At 65.8% G+C, this 17,025-nt stretch carries 18 protein-coding genes; 12 read left to right on the forward strand and 6 right to left on the reverse strand.

The window, feature by feature from the left end:
- The first annotated feature begins 259 nt into the window (after window positions 1-259).
- From glnL to KPL81_RS16845, 9 genes are all read left to right on the forward strand, one after another.
- Window positions 260-1,306, forward strand: a complete 1,047-nt coding sequence (glnL, locus tag KPL81_RS16805) for a nitrogen regulation protein NR(II) (RefSeq protein WP_219793156.1) — start codon at window positions 260-262, stop codon at window positions 1,304-1,306.
- Window positions 1,299-2,711, forward strand: a complete 1,413-nt coding sequence (gene ntrC / locus KPL81_RS16810) for a nitrogen regulation protein NR(I) (protein WP_209475708.1) — start codon at window positions 1,299-1,301, stop codon at window positions 2,709-2,711. The genes glnL and ntrC overlap by 8 nt, the downstream gene beginning before the upstream one ends.
- A gap of 120 nt (window positions 2,712-2,831) precedes the next feature.
- Window positions 2,832-3,782: a hydroxymethylglutaryl-CoA lyase gene (locus KPL81_RS16815; protein WP_219793157.1), complete on the forward strand. Its 951-nt coding sequence runs from the start codon at window positions 2,832-2,834 to the stop codon at window positions 3,780-3,782.
- Window positions 3,783-3,784: 2 nt separating this feature from the next.
- Window positions 3,785-4,990, forward strand: a complete 1,206-nt coding sequence (locus KPL81_RS16820) for a CaiB/BaiF CoA transferase family protein (RefSeq protein WP_219793158.1) — start codon at window positions 3,785-3,787, stop codon at window positions 4,988-4,990.
- Between the two features lie 70 nt (window positions 4,991-5,060).
- A complete protein-coding gene (locus KPL81_RS16825) occupies window positions 5,061-6,056 on the forward strand; it encodes a Bug family tripartite tricarboxylate transporter substrate binding protein (protein WP_209475714.1) in 996 nt (331 codons plus the stop codon).
- Window positions 6,053-6,526 carry a tripartite tricarboxylate transporter TctB family protein gene (locus KPL81_RS16830; protein WP_219793159.1) on the forward strand — a complete coding sequence of 158 codons (474 nt, stop codon included), beginning with the start codon at window positions 6,053-6,055 and terminating at the stop codon, window positions 6,524-6,526. The genes KPL81_RS16825 and KPL81_RS16830 overlap by 4 nt, the downstream gene beginning before the upstream one ends.
- Before the next feature lie 9 nt (window positions 6,527-6,535).
- Window positions 6,536-8,041 carry a tripartite tricarboxylate transporter permease gene (locus KPL81_RS16835; protein ID WP_219793160.1) on the forward strand — a complete coding sequence of 502 codons (1,506 nt, stop codon included), beginning with the start codon at window positions 6,536-6,538 and terminating at the stop codon, window positions 8,039-8,041.
- A gap of 89 nt (window positions 8,042-8,130) precedes the next feature.
- Window positions 8,131-9,300 carry a zinc-dependent alcohol dehydrogenase gene (locus KPL81_RS16840; protein ID WP_219793161.1) on the forward strand — a complete coding sequence of 390 codons (1,170 nt, stop codon included), beginning with the start codon at window positions 8,131-8,133 and terminating at the stop codon, window positions 9,298-9,300.
- A gap of 57 nt (window positions 9,301-9,357) precedes the next feature.
- Complete coding sequence (locus KPL81_RS16845) at window positions 9,358-9,957, forward strand: hypothetical protein (RefSeq protein ID WP_219793162.1); 600 nt, start codon at window positions 9,358-9,360, stop codon at window positions 9,955-9,957.
- A gap of 84 nt (window positions 9,958-10,041) precedes the next feature.
- Here KPL81_RS16845 and KPL81_RS16850 read toward each other — a convergent pair whose 3' ends face one another.
- The gene (locus KPL81_RS16850) at window positions 10,042-10,221 is read right to left on the reverse strand and encodes a hypothetical protein (RefSeq protein ID WP_219793163.1); all 180 of its coding nucleotides are present in this window, start codon (window positions 10,219-10,221) and stop codon (window positions 10,042-10,044) included.
- A gap of 159 nt (window positions 10,222-10,380) precedes the next feature.
- Here KPL81_RS16850 and KPL81_RS16855 point away from each other — a divergent pair, with 159 nt between their 5' ends.
- Complete coding sequence (locus KPL81_RS16855) at window positions 10,381-11,718, forward strand: deoxyguanosinetriphosphate triphosphohydrolase (RefSeq protein ID WP_219793164.1); 1,338 nt, start codon at window positions 10,381-10,383, stop codon at window positions 11,716-11,718.
- Here the strand turns inward: KPL81_RS16855 and KPL81_RS16860 are convergent.
- Complete coding sequence (locus KPL81_RS16860) at window positions 11,705-12,643, reverse strand: nuclease-related domain-containing protein (RefSeq protein WP_219793165.1); 939 nt, start codon at window positions 12,641-12,643, stop codon at window positions 11,705-11,707. The two genes, KPL81_RS16855 and KPL81_RS16860, sit on opposite strands and share 14 nt — an antisense overlap.
- 110 nt (window positions 12,644-12,753) lie before the next feature.
- Between KPL81_RS16860 and KPL81_RS16865 the strand changes: the two genes are divergently transcribed.
- Window positions 12,754-13,623, forward strand: coding sequence for an NAD-dependent protein deacetylase (locus tag KPL81_RS16865; RefSeq protein WP_219793166.1), 870 nt, complete (start codon window positions 12,754-12,756; stop codon window positions 13,621-13,623).
- Here the strand turns inward: KPL81_RS16865 and KPL81_RS16870 are convergent.
- From KPL81_RS16870 to KPL81_RS16880, 3 genes are all read right to left on the reverse strand, one after another.
- Window positions 13,595-13,996: a YbaY family lipoprotein gene (locus tag KPL81_RS16870; protein WP_219793167.1), complete on the reverse strand. Its 402-nt coding sequence runs from the start codon at window positions 13,994-13,996 to the stop codon at window positions 13,595-13,597. The two genes, KPL81_RS16865 and KPL81_RS16870, sit on opposite strands and share 29 nt — an antisense overlap.
- Before the next feature lie 14 nt (window positions 13,997-14,010).
- Window positions 14,011-14,385 (reverse strand): translation initiation factor Sui1, encoded by a 375-nt coding sequence (locus tag KPL81_RS16875; protein ID WP_219793168.1) that lies wholly within the window; start codon window positions 14,383-14,385, stop codon window positions 14,011-14,013.
- Between the two features lie 136 nt (window positions 14,386-14,521).
- The gene (locus tag KPL81_RS16880; protein WP_209475728.1) at window positions 14,522-15,220 is read right to left on the reverse strand and encodes an HAD family hydrolase; all 699 of its coding nucleotides are present in this window, start codon (window positions 15,218-15,220) and stop codon (window positions 14,522-14,524) included.
- Between the two features lie 461 nt (window positions 15,221-15,681).
- On the opposite strand from KPL81_RS16880, the gene KPL81_RS16885 reads away from it, so the two are divergent.
- Window positions 15,682-16,137 (forward strand): hypothetical protein, encoded by a 456-nt coding sequence (locus KPL81_RS16885; RefSeq protein ID WP_219793210.1) that lies wholly within the window; start codon window positions 15,682-15,684, stop codon window positions 16,135-16,137.
- Between the two features lie 248 nt (window positions 16,138-16,385).
- On the opposite strand, the gene KPL81_RS16890 is transcribed toward KPL81_RS16885, so the two are convergent.
- Window positions 16,386-16,967, reverse strand: a complete 582-nt coding sequence (locus KPL81_RS16890; RefSeq protein WP_219793169.1) for a COG4315 family predicted lipoprotein — start codon at window positions 16,965-16,967, stop codon at window positions 16,386-16,388.
- Window positions 16,968-17,025 lie beyond the last annotated feature (58 nt).

A 17,025-nucleotide genomic window follows, 5' to 3' on the forward strand; every position in this document is an offset into this window, starting at 1 on the left:
AGGAGCCATGCCCCCTGACATGGCAGTTTTTTCACTCATGCACCATTATAGTGCATGAGTGAGTCGGGTCGTCGCCCCGAAACGGCGCCATACCGCACCGAGAGGGGTTGGCGCGCTTCTTGCTTGGCTTCTAGATAGACATGTCCCGCCCCGGGCGCTGCCCGGTATCGGGGCGGTGCAGCGGCGATCTCCGCCGATGCGCCATGACGATGCAGGGGCTGCCCATGCGCTCCAGCATTCACCGAGGGGAAGGTGGTAAATGTATCGACGCCTGATGGAACACCTCACCACCGCGGTGCTGCTGCTCGACGATGAGCTGCGGCTGAGCTGGATGAATCCGGCGGCCGAAGCCCTGCTGGCGGTCAGCCTGGGCCGGGTGAAGGGGCTCGGTCTGGCAACGTTGCTGGCCGAGGACGACGGCATGGGCGAGGTGCTGGCCAAGGCGCGCGACGATCAGCACCCGTTCACCCAGCGCGAAGTGAGGCTGGCGCTGCTCGGCGGCGCTGTGGTGACGATCGACTATACGGTGACGCCGCTGTCGTCGGTGGAGCTGCTGATAGAGATGGAGCCGCGTGACCGGCTGTTGCGTATCTCCCGTGAGGAGGCCCTGCTCAACCGCCAGGAGGCGATCAAGGTGCTATCGCGTGGGCTGGCGCATGAGGTCAAGAACCCCCTGGGCGGGATCCGTGGCGCGGCGCAACTGCTGGAGCGCGACCTCGATGACCCTTCCCTGAAGGAGTTCACCCGCATCATCGTCGAGGAGGTCGATCGGCTGCGCGACCTGGTCGACAGCATGCTGGGGCCGAACAAGCTGCTGCGCCACGAACCGCTCAATATCCACAAGGTGCTGGAGCGGGTGCGCACCCTGCTGCTTGCCGAGACCCCGGCGGTGACCATCGAGCGCGACTACGACCCCAGCCTGCCGGACTTTCCCGGCGACGAGGCGCAGATGATCCAGGCGGTGCTCAATGTGGCACGCAACGCCGTGGAGGCGATGACCGAGGCCGGTACCGAGGCGCCGAGCCTGCTGCTGCGCACCCGGGCCCGCCGTCAGTTCACACTGGGAGCAGAGCGCCATCGCCTGGTCTGCGAAGTGGCAATGATCGACAACGGCCCCGGCGTCCCCGAGAGCCTTCAGGAAACCCTTTTCTACCCGATGGTATCGGGGCGCGCCGACGGCAGCGGACTGGGCCTGTCCATTGCTCAGGGCATCCTGCATCAGCACCAGGGGCTGATCGAGTGCGAGTCCCGCCCCGGCCATACCGAATTTCGTCTGCTTATTCCATTGGAGAGGCGCCATGACTGATGTCGCACGTGTCGCGGTGGTCGACGACGACCGCGCCATTCGCTGGGTGCTGGAGCGTGCCCTGGCTCAGCCCGACCTCGAGGTCGAATGCATCGATCGGGCCGACGTGGCGCTCAGCCGATTGCTGGACGATCCGCCCGACGTACTGGTCACCGACATTCGCATGCCGGGGATCGACGGCCTCGATCTGATGTCGCGGATTCGCGAGGTGCATCCCGACCTGCCGGTCATCGTGATGACGGCTCACTCGGACCTGGAAAGTGCCGTGGCCTCCTACCAGGGTGGCGCTTTCGAGTACCTGCCCAAGCCGTTCGACGTCGATGAGGCGCTGGCGCTAGTGCGCCGCGCGGTGGCCCATGCGCGGGAACGCAAGCGCCCGGTGAGCGTGCCCGAGGGGCTCGACGCGGAGATCATCGGCGAGGCGCCGGCGATGCAGGAGGTATTCCGTGCCATCGGGCGGTTGTCGCATTCGCACATCACGGTGCTGATCAACGGCGAGTCGGGCACCGGCAAGGAGCGGGTGGCCCGTGCGCTGCACCAGCACAGCCCGCGCGCCAGCCATCCGTTCATCGCCCTGAACATGGCAGCCATCCCCCGCGACCTGATCGAGTCCGAGCTGTTCGGCCACGAGAAGGGCGCCTTCACCGGCGCTACCGCCAGCCGACAAGGGCGCTTCGAGCAGGCCAACGGCGGCACGCTGTTCCTCGACGAGATCGGCGACATGCCCGCCGAGACCCAGACGCGGCTGCTGCGAGTGCTGGCCGACGGCGAGTTCTACCGGGTCGGCGGCCACACCCCGGTGAAGGTGGATGTGCGCATCATCGCCGCGACCCACCAGAACCTCGAGCGACTGGTGGAGGACGGCCGCTTTCGCGAGGATCTGTTCCATCGCCTCAATGTGATCCGCGTTCACTTGCCCAAACTGGCGGAGCGGCGCGAGGACATCCCGCGCTTGGCGCGCCATTTCCTGGTGGAAGCGGCCAAGGAGCTCGCCACCGACGTCAAGGTATTGACCAAGGACGCCGAGGCACACCTGACCCGGCTGCCCTGGCCGGGCAACGTGCGTCAGCTGGAGAACACCTGCCGCTGGCTGACGGTGATGGCATCGGGGCGCGAGATCCTGATCGAGGACCTGCCGCCGGAGCTGCGCCAGGACGAGGGGGGCGAGGTCGCCAACGGCGACTGGCGGGCGGCTTTTCGCGACTGGGCCGACCGCGCCCTGGCGGCGGGGCACACCCACCTGCTGGAAGAAGCCGTACCCGACTTCGAGCGCATCCTGATCGAGACGGCGCTGAAGCACACCGGCGGACGCAAGGGCGAAGCCGCCGAGCTGCTCGGTTGGGGGCGCAACACCCTGACGCGCAAGCTCAAGGTGCTGCTGCCGGCACTGGCGGATAGCGACTGAGACGCAGCGGGGGCGTGCGGCAAGTAGCAGAAGAGAACAGCGGCATTCAACCAAAGGCGCATGGCTGCGGAGGGAATCCGCTTCGTACAGTCGGGGAAATCCATTGCCTGGCTAACCATCATGCACGAAGCCATCCGGGCACCCCGGCGGGTCCACGTCACCGAGGTCGGTCCTCGTGACGGTCTGCAGAACGAGAAGGTGTTGCTCTCCACGGAACACAAGGCCGAGCTGGTGCGTGCCTTGATGGCGGCTGGCGTGTGTGAATTCGAGCTGACCTCCTTCGTCAGTCCTCGGGCGGTGCCGGCCTTGGCCGATGCGGCGGAGCTCGTGGCTGAACTCAAGGGCAGCGATGGCGTGCACTTCTCTGCCCTGGTGCCCAACCTGCGTGGGGCCGAGCGGGCGCTCGCGGCGGGCATCGATTCGGTGGTGCTGTTCGTTTCCGCCTCGGAGAGTCACAACGCCAAGAACGTCAATGCCAGTATCGCTGAGTCGCTGACAAGCTTCGAGCAGGTCGCCCGACTGCTCGAAGGCAGCGGCGTCGAGCTGCGCGGGGCGATCGCCACCTGCTTCGGTTGCCCCTTCGAAGGGGATGTCGATGTCGCCGCGGTAGGGAGTATCGCGCGACATTTCGCCGATCTCGGGGCGCGCCATGTGTCGCTTGGCGATACCACCGGCATGGCGACACCGCCGCTGGTGGTAGAGCGCATTGCCCATCTGCGTGAGGTGGCACCCGACATATCTCCCACCCTGCACTTCCACAATACCCGCGGCATCGGCCTGGCCAACGTCATGCAGGGGCTGGCGCTCGGCGTCGATCGCTACGAGAGTTCGATTGGCGGGCTGGGCGGCTGCCCCTTCGCCCCGGGGGCCACCGGCAACATCGCCAGCGAGGATCTGGTCTACCTGCTCGGCGAGATGGGCATCGAGACCGGGATCGACCTGGACGGCATGATCGCGGCGGCTCGGCTCGCCACCCGCCTGATGGGGCGCCCGCTGCCGGCCCAGGTCTCCAAGGCGGGACCGCGGCTGACGCTCAGCGACTGCGCCGCCGTGGCCACGGCAAAGGGATGAGCATGGCGAATCCGAAACCCAATACGGCGGGAAGTCTCGAAGGTATCCGCGTGATCGACCTTACGCGGGTGATATCGGGGCCTTTCTGCACCCAGATGCTCGGTGACCACGGCGCCGAGGTGATCAAGATCGAGCCACCGGAGCGCGGCGACATCGTGCGCTCCCAGGGCAACATGGTGGAAGGCTTCAGCTGGTACTTTGCCCAGTTCAACCGCAACAAGCGCTCGCTCACCCTCGATTTGCGCCGCGACGAAGGCAAGGCGATCCTTCACCGGCTCCTGGAGGGGGCCGATGTGCTGGTCGAGAACTTTCGTCCCGGGGTCATGGCCAAGATGGGCCTCGGCGATGCCACGCTGCGCGAGCGCTATCCGCGTCTGGTGGTAGGGCGCATCAACGGCTTCGGCTCCACCGGCCCCTATCGCGACCGGCCAGCCTATGACTTCATCGCCCAGGCCATGAGCGGCTTCATGGGCGTCAACGGCCCTGCCGACGGCGAGCCCATGCGCGCGGCGCCACCCATCAGCGACATGGTGGCGAGCCAGAACCTGGCCTTCGGCATCTGTGCGGCACTGGTGCGGCGCGAGCGCAGCGGCCAGGGCGAGATCGTCGAGACCGCGTTGACCAACGGCCTAATCGGCATGATGGGCTACCTGGCGGCGGAATTTTTCGCCACCGACCGGGTGCCGGCACGCACCGGCAACGACCACCCCATGCTCTACCCCTATGGCCTGTTCCGCGCCAGCGACGGCGAGGTGGCCATCGCCCCGAGCAACGACATCATGGTCGAGCGTTTCCTGGGCGCGTTGGACATGCTGCACCTGCTCGACGACGAGCGCTTTTGCGACAACGCCCGACGCATGGCCAACCGCGAGCCCCTGCGCGAGATCCTGACGCGGGTCACCGAGCAGCGCCGTGTCGACCAGTGGATCGAGCACCTCAACCGGGCCGGCGTGCCCTGCGGGCGGGTGCATGACCTGCGCGAGACCTTCGACGACCCCCAGGTGCAGGCCCAGCAGATGAAGATCGAACTGGACCAGGGTGCCTACGGCCGGATTCCCACCACCGGTTTTCCGGTCAAGATGAGCGAGGCGCCCGCGGCGGTCCATCGGCCCGTGCCCCAGCTCGGCGAGCACACCCAGGAAATACTGCGAGAGCTGGGCGTCGATGAGGGGGCACTCGAAGCGCTTCGGGCAAACGGGGTCATATAAGCTAGTCTGCAAGAAGCGTTGCGGGCCCGCTGCCTCAACGACCGATACAACAACAACGAGGAAAACGACAATGCCTACCATCAAGTACGCTCGCCGCGGCCTCGCCGCTTCTGCCCTGCTGGGCCTGGGTCTGGTTGTCAGCGCACCGAGCCAGGCACTGCCGATCAGCGAGTGCATTGCCCCGGCCGACCCCGGCGGCGGTTGGGATTTCACCTGCCGCTCGGTGGCCAAGCTGCTGCGCGAGCTGGAGCTGACCGACGGTGCCGTGCAAGTCACCAACATGCCGGGCGGCGTCGGTGCCGTGGCCTTCTCCAACGTGGCCGGCAGCCGGGCCGACGACAGCGACCTGATCGTTGCCACCAGCACCGTGGGCATGACCCAGATCGCCCAGGGGCGCTATCCCGGCGATGTCGATACCATGCGCTGGCTGGCCATGCTGGGTACCGACGTAGGGGTGATCCTGGTCGACGACGAGAGCCCCTACGAATCCCTGGAGCAGCTCCTCGAGACCATGGTCGAGGATCCGAGCGCGGTGGCCATGGCCGGCTCCAGTGGCGCCGGCGGCTGGGACCATATCCGCGCACTGCTGCTGGCCGAGGAGGCGGGCATGCCGGCCGAGCAGATGGCCAACGTGCGCTGGGTGCAGTTCGACGGCGGCGGCCCGGCGGTGACCCAGATGATGGGCGGCCACGTCGACATGGTCTCCACCGACCTGGGCGAGATTGCCGGTTTCATCGAGTCCGGCGACGTGCGGGTGCTGGCGGTGCTTTCCGACGAGCCGTTGCCCGAGCCCTTCGCCGATCTGCCCACCGCGGTGTCCCAGGGCTATGACGTGACCGGCTACAACTGGCGTGGCTTCTATACCGGCGGTGAGGTCTCCGACGCTGACTATGCCGAGATGGTCGAGACGCTGGAGACGCTCTACCAGAGCGATGAATGGAAAGAGACCGCACAGCAGAACGGCTTGGTACCGCTATGGCGCGGCGGCGACGAGTTCACCGACTACGTACGCCAGACCATCGACGAGGTCGAATCCGTCTCGCGCGAGATCGGGGTCCTCGAGTGAGTGAGCCCGGGCTCAACCCGGATCAGGTCTCGGGTGCCGTCGCCGACCGGATCGCCGGCGTCGTGTTGCTGTTGATGGCGGCAGGGGCGTGGTGGTACTCGCACAGCTTCCCGGCCGGTTTCGGCCAGGTCGTCGGCCCCGGTGCCTTTCCACGTCTGGTCAGCGTTCCGATGGGGCTGTTCGCGGCCTATCTGGTGATACGCCCCGGGGTCAATCAGCGCTGGCCGCAGCGCGCCGCCCTGCTCAGGCAGGCGGCGGCGCTGCTGCTGCTCGGTATCTATGCCGGCCTGCTCAAACCGCTGGGGTTCCTGCCCGCCAGCCTGGTCTGCGTGGTGCTGCTGATTCGTCTGTTCGGCGCGACCTGGCGGGCATCGCTGGCGTGCGGGGTGCCGCTGACGATAGGGCTCTATCTGCTGTTCGAATTCGCCCTGGGCATGCCGCTACCCAATATGCCGGGGCTCGACTGGTAAGGCGTCACGATGGAGATACTGACTTTTCTCGCCCAAGGGTTCGCCGTGGCGCTCGAACCCCAACACTTGTTCCTGGCCCTCGTCGGTTGTGCCGTGGGCACGCTGATCGGCGCGCTGCCGGGGCTCGGTCCGGTCAACGGGGTGGCGCTGATGATCCCGCTGACCTTCAACTTCGGCCTGGCGCCGACCGCGGCGCTGATCCTGCTGGTCAGCATCTACTACGGCTGCATGTACGGCGGGCGGATCAGTTCGATCCTGCTCAACATTCCCGGCGACGAGCCGGCCGTGATGACCACTCTGGATGGTTACCCCATGGCCTTACGGGGGCAGGGCGGCGAGGCGTTGGGGCTTTCCGGGGTGGCATCGTTCGTCGGTGCCACCGTGGCGACCATCGGCCTCACCCTGTTCGCTCCGCTGTTGGTAGGCTTTGCCATTCGCTTCGGCCCCGCCGAGTACTTCGCGCTGTTCGTGCTGGCCTTCGCCACCATCGGCGGCGTGACCAGCGGCAGCCTGGTGAAGAGCTTCCTCGCCGCCTGCCTGGGGCTGTTGCTGGGCACCGTGGGCATCGATGCGGTGAGCAGCGTGCCGCGCTATACCTTCGGCTGGTACGAGCTCTACGACGGCATCGACTTCATCGTCGCCCTGGTCGGGTTGTTTGCCATCTCGGAGTGCCTAGTGTTCCTCGAGGACGTGCGCGGCAGCAACAAGCCGACCCTGAAGGTGGGCTCGGCGGTGCCCGGAATCCGCAGCGCCTGGAAATGCGCCCCGACCATCGGGCGCAGCTCGTTCATCGGCTTCGTCGCCGGCGTGCTGCCGGGGGCCGGCGCGGCGCTCGGCAGCTTCCTTTCCTATACCCTCGAGCGCCGCTGGCTGGGGCGCCGCGGTACCTTCGGCCAGGGCGACCCACGCGGCGTGGCGGCGCCGGAAGCGGGCAACAACGCCGCCGCCGGCGGCTCGCTGATTCCCATGCTCTCGCTGGGCATTCCCGGCAGCGGCACCACGGCCATCCTGCTGGCGCTGCTGCTGTCGATGAACATCAGCCCCGGGCCGCTGTTGTTCTCGCAGCAGCCGGACATGGTGTGGGGCCTGGTGGCGGCGCTGTTCATCGGCAACGTGATGCTGCTGGTACTCAACATTCCGCTCGTGGGCCTGTTCGCCAAGGTGCTGCAGGCGCCCGGCTGGTTCCTGATGCCGATGGTGGTGATGGTGGCCTTCGTCGGCGTCTACTCGCTGAGTAACAGCGCCTTCGATCTCTACATGATGCTGGCCTTCGGTGTGCTTGGCTATGTGCTACGCAAGCTCGAGATGCCCGCCGTGCCCGTGGTGCTGGGGCTGCTGCTGGGCGGGCAGATGGAGTACAACCTGCGTCGCGCCATGTCCCTCTCGGGGGGCGACTGGAGCATTCTGTGGAACAGTGGCATCACCGTCGGCATCTATGCCTTCGCCGTCACTCTCATCGTGGCCGGGTTGGTCTACGGCTGGATGATGCGTCAAAGGATAAGGTCCGTAACCTAGGCACCATACTCCCTTACGTGCGGCACGCCGGCGCTGCACTATGGTGAGAGCGAGTCATTCGCTTTCGCCGACAGACAGGGAGTGAGTCCATGAAAGCGCTGTGTTGGCACGGAAAGAACGATATCCGCTATGAAACGGTTCCCGACCCAAGGATCGAAGATGCACGCGATGCCATCGTCAATGTGAGCAGTTGCGCCATCTGCGGTTCCGACCTCCACCTCTTCCACCATTTCATCCCGGCCATGGAGTCGGGCGACGTGGTGGGCCACGAGTTCATGGGCGAGGTGATGGAAGTCGGCGCCGAGACGCGCGATCTCAAGGTCGGCGATCGCGTCGTGGTGCCCTTCACCATCACCTGCGGCGAGTGCGAGCAGTGTCGTCGGGGCAATTTTTCCCTCTGCGAGCGCTCCAATCGCAACAAGGCGCTGGCCGACAAGGTCTTCGGCCATGCCGGTGCCGGCCTGTTCGGCTACTCGCACCTCACTGGGGGCTATGCCGGCGGTCAGGCGGAGTACGTGCGGGTGCCTTTCGCTGACCAGACCCACGTCAAGGTGCCCGACGGCCTGACCGATGAGCAGGTGCTGTTCCTCGGCGATATCTTCCCCACCGGCTGGCAGGCGGCGGTGCAGTGCGACATAGAGCCGAGCGACACCGTGGCCATCTGGGGCGCCGGCCCCGTCGGGCAGTTCTGCGTGCGCAGCGCCGTCCTGCTGGGTGCCGAGCAGGTGGTGGTGATCGACAATGTGCCCGAGCGCCTGGCCATGGCCGAGGCCGGCGGGGCCATTGCGATCAACTTCGACGAGGAGAGCGTGCTCGCTCGGCTGCAGGAGCTGACCCGCGGCAAGGGACCGGAGAAGTGCATCGACGCGGTGGGGCTGGAATCCCACGTGCCGCGCTCCCTCGACTCGGTCTACGACCGCTTCAAGCAGGCCATGATGCTGGAGAGCGACCGTGCCCACGTGCTGCGCGAGATGATTTACGTTTGCCGCCCGGGCGGCATCCTGTCGATCCCCGGCGTTTATGGCGGGCTGATCGACAAGGTGCCCATGGGGCCGCTGATGAACAAGGCGCTGACCGTGCGCACCGGCCAGACCCACGTCAAGCGCTGGACCGACGAGCTGCTGGGCCTGATCGAAGAGGGGCAGATCGATCCTTCCTTCGTGGTGACCCACAGCGCCGGGCTGGAGCAGGGCCCCGACATGTACAACACCTTCCGCGACAAGCAGGACGGCTGCGTGAAGGTAGTGCTCAAGCCCTGAGCGGGTCGGGCTGGGCTCACGCCCAACAGGATACGTCTGACACGACAAGGAGGTGACATGAATCTCGATCGACGCCGTTCATTGCAACCCAGCGATCGGCTGGCCAGAGCGCTCGGCTGGCTGGGCATCGGGCTGGGCCTCTATCAGCTCCTGGCGCCGCGCAGCGTGACGCGTTCGCTGGGTGTCGAAGGGGCGGAAGCCATCGTGCGTACCTGCGGCGCGCGTGGCCTGGCGACCGGCATGGGAGCGCTGAGCGTCAATCCCAAGCAGGCGCTGTGGGCTCGCAGCGTCGGCGATGTCATGGACCTGGCGGCACTGCTGGCCTTGCTTGCCGACCGTGATCATCCCAAGCGGGGCAGCGTCAAGCTGGCCCTCGCCGGGGTGGGGGCATGTGCCGCGGCGAGCCTCTACTGCGCCCAGGCTCAGACCCGGCGGCATGCCTACCAAGGCGGGCGCACGCCCGACTACCGCGGGCGCAGCGGCTTCCCCCGTGGCCTGGAACATGCCCGCGGCGCTGCGGCGACCCGCAGCGGGCTGCCTTCGCGCCCCATGGCGCTGCCCTCGCCGGCGCACTCGCCTGGGCCGCGGTTTCAGACCACGCCTTCACGCCAGCGTGACACCAGCGGCTATACCAAGGGCAGCGACTACGATTACTGAACCGCAAGCTGCTTTGCATCAGACGCCAAAAGGCCGAACCCTAGCGGTTCGGCCTTTTGGCGTGAGCGGGCGCGAGCGAAACGCTCAGCCACCCCCGATGCCTTCGATGACGTAGCCCGAACCGCCGCAGTCGGGGCAGGTGCGGTTCTCGATCCTGCCGTCGCCCCTGCATGTCGGGCAGACGTTCTGGCCGGTTCCGGGTGTGCCGGGGGGCGCCTCGTCGCCTGGCTGCTCGGGACGGGTCGCATCGGGTTTGTGTGCCATATCTGCCTCCTTGCCGCTTGCGTCGCCTCTCTGTGTTTCCGAGTGAAGACTCACTGACACGTTAGGCAAGTCCCGCGGTAGGCGGCAAGCGAGACGATGCGACGATGATGGTCATGCCACCCATGGCAGTGCCAGAATGAAGGCTTCAGGAGGAAGCCCATGACGCAGATGCACTGGCAGCAATTGCTCGACCCTTCCCGGTTGCACGGAAAGCCCACCAGCGGGCGTGACGAGATCGGCCGCAGCCCGTTCCACAAGGACCACGACCGCATCGTCTTTTCCGGCTCGTTCCGGCGTCTGGGGCGCAAGACCCAGGTCCATCCGCTGACCGACAACGATCACATCCACACCCGTCTGACCCACTCCCTGGAGGTCGGCTGCGTGGGCCGCAGTCTGGGTATGATCGTCGGCGAATTACTGCGTGAACGGTTGCCGAGCTGGATCACTCCGGCCGACCTCGGGGTGATCGTACAGGCTGCCTGCCTGGGGCACGACATCGGCAACCCGCCCTTCGGCCATGCCGGCGAGTACGCCATACGCGACTGGTTCAAACGCGCAGAAGCCGATGGCAGCGGCCTGCTCGAGGGGCTCTCGGAGCGTGAGCGGGCCGATCTGCTGACCTATGAGGGTAACGCCCAGGGCTTTCGCATCGTGACCCAGGTCGAATACAACCAGTTCCGCGGCGGCATGCGCCTGACGGCGGCGACGCTGGGGACTCTGCTCAAGTATCCCTGGACGGTGGAGCACGGCGGCGGTGCCGGCAAGTTCGGCTGTTACCAGTCGGAGCGGCCGCTGCTCGAAGACGTGACTCGCTGCCTGGGGCTGCTGCCACGCGGCGAAGGGCGCTGGTGCCGGCATCCGCTGGCCTGGCTGGTGGAGGCCGCCGACGACATTTGCTATGCGTTGCTCGATCTCGAGGACGGCCTGGAGATGGGCATCCTGCGCTTCGAGGAGGTGGCCGACGTATTGCTGCAGATCGCCGGCGATGCGCCGCCTGACTATTCGCGCATGGCCCGAGACGGCGTCTCGCAGCGAAGGCGCATCGCCGCCCTGCGCGGTGCCGCCATGGAGCGTGCGGTCAACGACGTGGGGGCCGTGTTCGTCGAACACGAGACGGCGCTGCTCAACGGCACGCTGGTGAGCGACCTGCTCGAACTCTGTCATCCCGATCTGGGCTGGGGCGTGGCGGCGGCCAAGCAGCTCGCGCGTGAGCGCATTTTCCAGAACGAACGCAAGGCCAAGCTGGAAATCGGCGCCTACACCACGCTCGGCATTCTGCTCGAGGCCTTCATCGGCGCCGCCCATGAGCTGCACTATACCGGCCAGGCGAGCTTCAAGCATCAGCGGGTGCTGGCGCTGATCGGCGAGAACACGCCGCGCCCCTCCTGGCCGCTCTATGACAGCTACCGACGTATGCTCGACTTCATCGGCGGCATGACCGACCACTACGCGGTGGACCTGGCCCAGGAGATGGGTGGGCGGCTCAGGGGGGACTGAGTGGATGACCGGGTGGCTGCGAGGGTTCCGGGCCGGTATGGCGGTCCTGCCCCGCGGCACGCTCGATCAATGCAGCGATCACCTTGTCGTGCAAGCCATCGTCAAGCACGCCCAGGCGGCGTTCGTCGAGTTGCTCACACAGCGAGTCGCCGCTGACGACCATCAAGCCTTCCGGCGTACCGGCGCAGGTGATGTCCCAGCCGGGCAGGGCGAGTACGCCCATCACCGGGACCGGCTCGCCACAGCGCTGCTCGAGCCACGCGGCGAGCCAGCGCGAGTCGCGTAGCGTCTTGACCAGCGGGCGATGCTCGCTCCAGCCGGGAAAGCGCAGCCGCTCCGGTTCGACCGTGACCAGGTCGATTTCACGACCGTCGGCGGTGAACGGCCGCGTGCGGGCGCGTGTCTCAACCGCGAAGACGCCGTGAGGCGTGACGGCAACGTGGTTGATGATGTCGCTATCGGTCGGTACGTCGTGGAAGACGAAATATGGATGGGCTTCGGGGCGCACCAGGCGCTCCAGCTCCTGGCCGACGGCGAGTTCGCAGGCCAGCCCCAACTTGATGCGGCGGATATGCTGGAAGTCACGAATCAGCCGGAAGCAGTAGACCAGCACCAGTACGGTGCTCAGCGCCCCGTAGAGCGCCCATTCGAGCCAGTTCTGGCGGCTGGCGAAGAGCATGCGACCCATGCCGTACACCAGCGGTGCCAGGGTCACGATGGGGCCAAGCGCGCCGTTGAGAAACAGCGTGGCGAAGGCGCGGTCGAGGCGATCGCGCAGGGCCTGGCCGGGTTCGCGCAGCTGGCGGGCATTGAAAGGCGAGCGAACGCGCGCATCATGGAGGTTACGCAAGGCGATGACGATAATGGCCATGGCCCCGAGCGGGAACAGAAAAATTAGGGGCAGCAGATATTCCAGCCAGGCCATCGGGTCCGTCCTTGCCGGTGAGCGTCACATAAGCATTAGATTCTAGACAAGCCGAGGTGCCCGGGGCCATCTTCGTTGCCACACGTGCACCGCAGCATGACGGATAGACGATGAACGATACACGACAGCCCGCCGTGACAGAAGCGGTAGAGCGATTGGGGGAGTTCGTGGCCGGCCATTCGCGCCTGGCCGTGCTGACCGGCGCCGGGGTCAGCACCGAGAGCGGCATCCCCGACTATCGTGATGCATCGGGCGCCTGGAAGTGCGCTCCGCCCATGCAGCACCGGCAGTTCATGACCAGCCATGCCGCGCGACAGCGCTACTGGGCGCGCGCGCTGGTGGGGTTTCGCGCCCTGCATCAGGCGCGCCCCGGGGATGCCCATCGCGCCCTGGCGGCGCTGGAACGAGCCGGGGTCGTCCATGGTGTCATCACCCAGAATGTGGACGGCCTGCACCAGAAAGCCGGCTCCCGGCGTGTGATCGACCTGCATGGGCGCGCCGAGCAGGTGCGCTGCATGGGCTGTGGTGCTCTGCGCATGCGCCATGACCTGCACGCGGAGCTGGCCGAGCGCAATCCCGAGTGGCAGGGTGTGCAGGCTGAGGCGCGTCCAGATGGCGATGCCAGCCTGGAAACCGACTTCTCCTCTTTCGAGGTGCCCGGCTGCCGACGCTGTGGCCAAGGCATCTGGAAGCCGGACGTGGTGTTCTTCGGCGACAGCGTACCGCGGGAGCGGGTCTTACGGGCTCAGGCGATGGTCGACGAGGCCGAGGCCTTACTGGTGGTGGGCTCGTCGCTGATGGTCTATTCCGGCTATCGATTTGCGCGTCGAGCCAGTGCTGCCGGCAAGCCGACCGCCTGCCTCAATCTGGGGCGTACGCGTGCCGATGCGCTCTACGCCCTCAAGCTCGAGGCCCCGGTGGGGGTGGTGCTCGCGGCGGTGGCCGCCAATCTCACGGGCGGGGATCGAGCGGCAGGCTGAGCGGGCCAGTGTCGGCAGCCGAGATCGGCACCGGCTCGGCAGTGACATGGGTCAGGCTGCCCTGCTGGCGCAGCTCGGCGGTCAGGCGTGGCGAGCGGGCTTGCTCGAGCGCGCGGCGGTCGAAGCGCAGCGTGACCGGCCAGGGCCCGTTCCCGCTCGGAGTGGAACGGGTTTCCGCCAGGGGGCCGCTGGCATCCTTCAGCTGCACCCGCAATTCGGCATCCTGGGTGGGCACCAGCCCGACCGGAGGTTCGATGCGCGTGTCGAGTTCGACGAAATCGGGGCTGCCGGCGCAGCCGGCCAGTGCCATCAGCGTCAGCACGGCGGCGCCCAGTCGCACCCAGCGCGGCAAGTCGTTGCGGTGATACGGCATATCTTCTCCTTCTCTCAGCCCCCTGCGAGCTTGACGGTATGCCCCAGGCGCTCGAGCTCGGCCTTGAGCAGCTCGCGGTGGTCGCCCTGGATCTCGATGACGCCGGCATGCACCGAGCCACCGGTTCCGCAACGCTTCTTGAGTGTCTTGGCCAGCGCCTTGAGCTCGGCACTGGCCAGCGGCAGGCCGGTGATGGTGGTTACCCCCTTGCCCTTGCGGCCGCTCGTCTCGCGCCGAATGCGCACGATACCGTCGAGTGCCGCGATGCGCGCCTGGTCGACCAGCTCGGCACAGCGACACTCCTGTTGAGGCTGGCGGCAGTCGGGACAGATGTCGCCATGTTCGGTGGAATAGACCAGGCCGCGCAGTTGGTCTTGCAGTGAAGCCATGTAAGCTCCTGGCGTTGGGTAGATCGGTCGAGGATTACCGTGATGATAACGCCCGAGGGGAGCGCGTGCCTACGCAGCATTGCTGCCGCGGCGGGATAAGCCGATATGGCGACGGGAAAAGCGAGAATTCACCGCCTCAGCGGGCGTGGGCAACTTGCCGGCTGTCCATGGCCCTGGCGTGCGCCAGATTCTCTATCACCGTAGGAAGCTGGTACATGCTGCTGATCATGATTGCCCCTTCCGGGGTTTCCTCGGCGTCGGGGTAGCGGTTCAGGTGGATCACCGTCATCCCAGCGTCGAGGGCAGCCCTGACTCCTACCAAGGCGTCATCGATGGCAATGCAGTCCTCGGCCTCGAAGCCCATCAGTTGGGCAGCGTGCAGGTAGAGGCGGGGGTCGGGCTTCCAGCACTTGGCGGTATAGCCGCTGTACAGATTCGTCCCGAAGAAATCGGAAAAACCGATGGCCTTCAGGGAGGTGACAATCTTGTTCTCGGGGCCATTGGACACCACACCACACGGGTAGTTGGAGAGCGCCAGAAGTGCTTCGCGAGCCCCCGTGATCGGTGACAGTTCGCTTTCGAGCCGACGGTTCAGATTGCTGCGCATCTCCGTCTCGGTCTCGGCCAGGTGCAGTGGGTCGACGCTGCCATAGCGGTCCTCGAGCACTGCCACGATATTGCGAAAACGACTGCCGCGGAATTCGCCGATGTAGTCACTCGCCTGGAAGGGTAGCCCCAGCCGGGTCAGGCTGGCAGCCATTTCCGCGGCCAGCAGGGGCTCGCTGTCGACCAACGTGCCATCACAATCGAAAAGTAGGCATAGGGGGCGAATCATACCGATCTTCCTTCGCAGTCTGTGACTGTCGAGCACCGTACCTCTTGTATCGGCATGCGGACCGTGAAGTTTAGGGACCGCATGTTTGCGAACGCTGTTTTCTAAGTATTGCCTCTAAGCGCAGCGTATTCAAGTCTGCAACGAACAGCCTCCGCTGCATGAGCATCCAAAGGCTCCCCTTGAGAGCAGGCGAGGTTGGCTCGATCAGACCCATGTGTCAGATATTACCACCGACCAGCCCCATCCCAGGGCACGCCATGGCATCTCCTGATGTTTTCAACCTACTGTTATATTTGATTTTTTCTGAAATTTTGGTTTGTTGGCCCGACCGATGCTACCTTCAGAGTGAGCACGACATCCGGTCAAGACCCTGGCGCTCAGGCGCACATTTTCTTACCGGTATGAACCGCGAAGCCTCGGCTTCAAGGAAACTCACGTTCAACTCCTCTGGAGGTGCGAACATGATGTCCAAGGAATTTCTCAAGAAACTCGGCATCGTCGGTATCACGTTTGGCCTGACCGCCAGCCCGCTGGCTCTTGCCGATTTTCATGACGAAGAGGACAAGCAGGGTGCCGTGTCGCAGGAGACGGCAACGGATGATGAATTCATGGGTACGGATGATACCGGCACCGGTGCGGAAACCGACGCCGATACCGGCATCGAGGCCGGCGCCGAGACGGGTGACAGCGGTCTGGGCACCGATGCCGGTACCGAGGCTGACGCAGGTGCCGATACCGGAATGACTACCGGGACAGGCACAAGCGATGGTGCCGCCATGGGGACCGATGATACCGGTACCTCAGCAGGTGCAGGCGCCGATACCGGTATCGAAGCCGGCGCCGAGACCGGCGACAGCGGCCTGGGCACCGATGCTGGCGCTGAAGTCGAGGGCGATGCTGCCAACGACGACTGGTAAGAAGAGAACGAAGAGGAAGAGGATCAGGATGACGACCAGGATTGGTAATCGCTGATACCCAAGGATGGGTGGTCGCCATCAAGGAGGATGGCGACGTCACCTGAGGTTGATTCCATCAACCACCTCGGACCCGCCCCCGGCTCACGCTGGGGGCGGTTTTATGTGTGCCTGCCCAAGGTTGGCTTTCGACAACAAAGCGATGGTCAATTATCAGGCCCTTGTGGCTCGGTGACGCTGGCTCTCTGGGGTCAAGGTTCGGGCTCAACCGGTTCGGCCTGTTTCTGCACATCCGTTTCGATGACCTCGCCCTCGGGTGAGATCAGATACCAGTGGCCACCCAGGTGGTCGAGGCCTTGGCCCAGGGCATCGCCGGGGTAGACGTCACGCGCGAAGTAATAGAGCGGCCAGCCGTCGTAAGTGACCTGCGCTGAGCCATCCTCGCGCTCGAAGGTATCCAGCCGCTCGGCATCGATGTCGTCGCCGGCGTTTGGTGAGTCCGTGGTCGTGTAAGGCGGCCAGGCGATGGCGCAGGTCTCGTCACAGGTGCTGTAGCCCCCGCCCTGCTCGTCCTGCATGAATACGTACAGGCTCTTGCCGTCCTGATTGGTCAGGTAGCGGCCGAAGGGCTCCGTCTCGGCAACCTCGAGGCGAGCCCGGCCCTCGGGCGTCGATCTGGCTTCGAGCTGCTGCTCCGACTCCTCGGGGTCCATGCCCTCGACCGTCATGGGACTCTCGTTGCCACCGGTCTCGGTGGTTTCCGGCCCGGCAAGGGCCGGTCCGATCAAGACGGCAGCGGTCACCAGGCTGCCTGCCAGTGCGCTAGGCTTCATATGACGTCTCCTTGTCAGGGTGTTCTTTTCACTTTAGGTAGCGAGGCGGGAAAGGGGC

Origin of the sequence: Billgrantia antri, assembly GCF_019430905.1 — a bacterium.
GTDB lineage: Bacteria > Pseudomonadota > Gammaproteobacteria > Pseudomonadales > Halomonadaceae > Halomonas > Halomonas antri.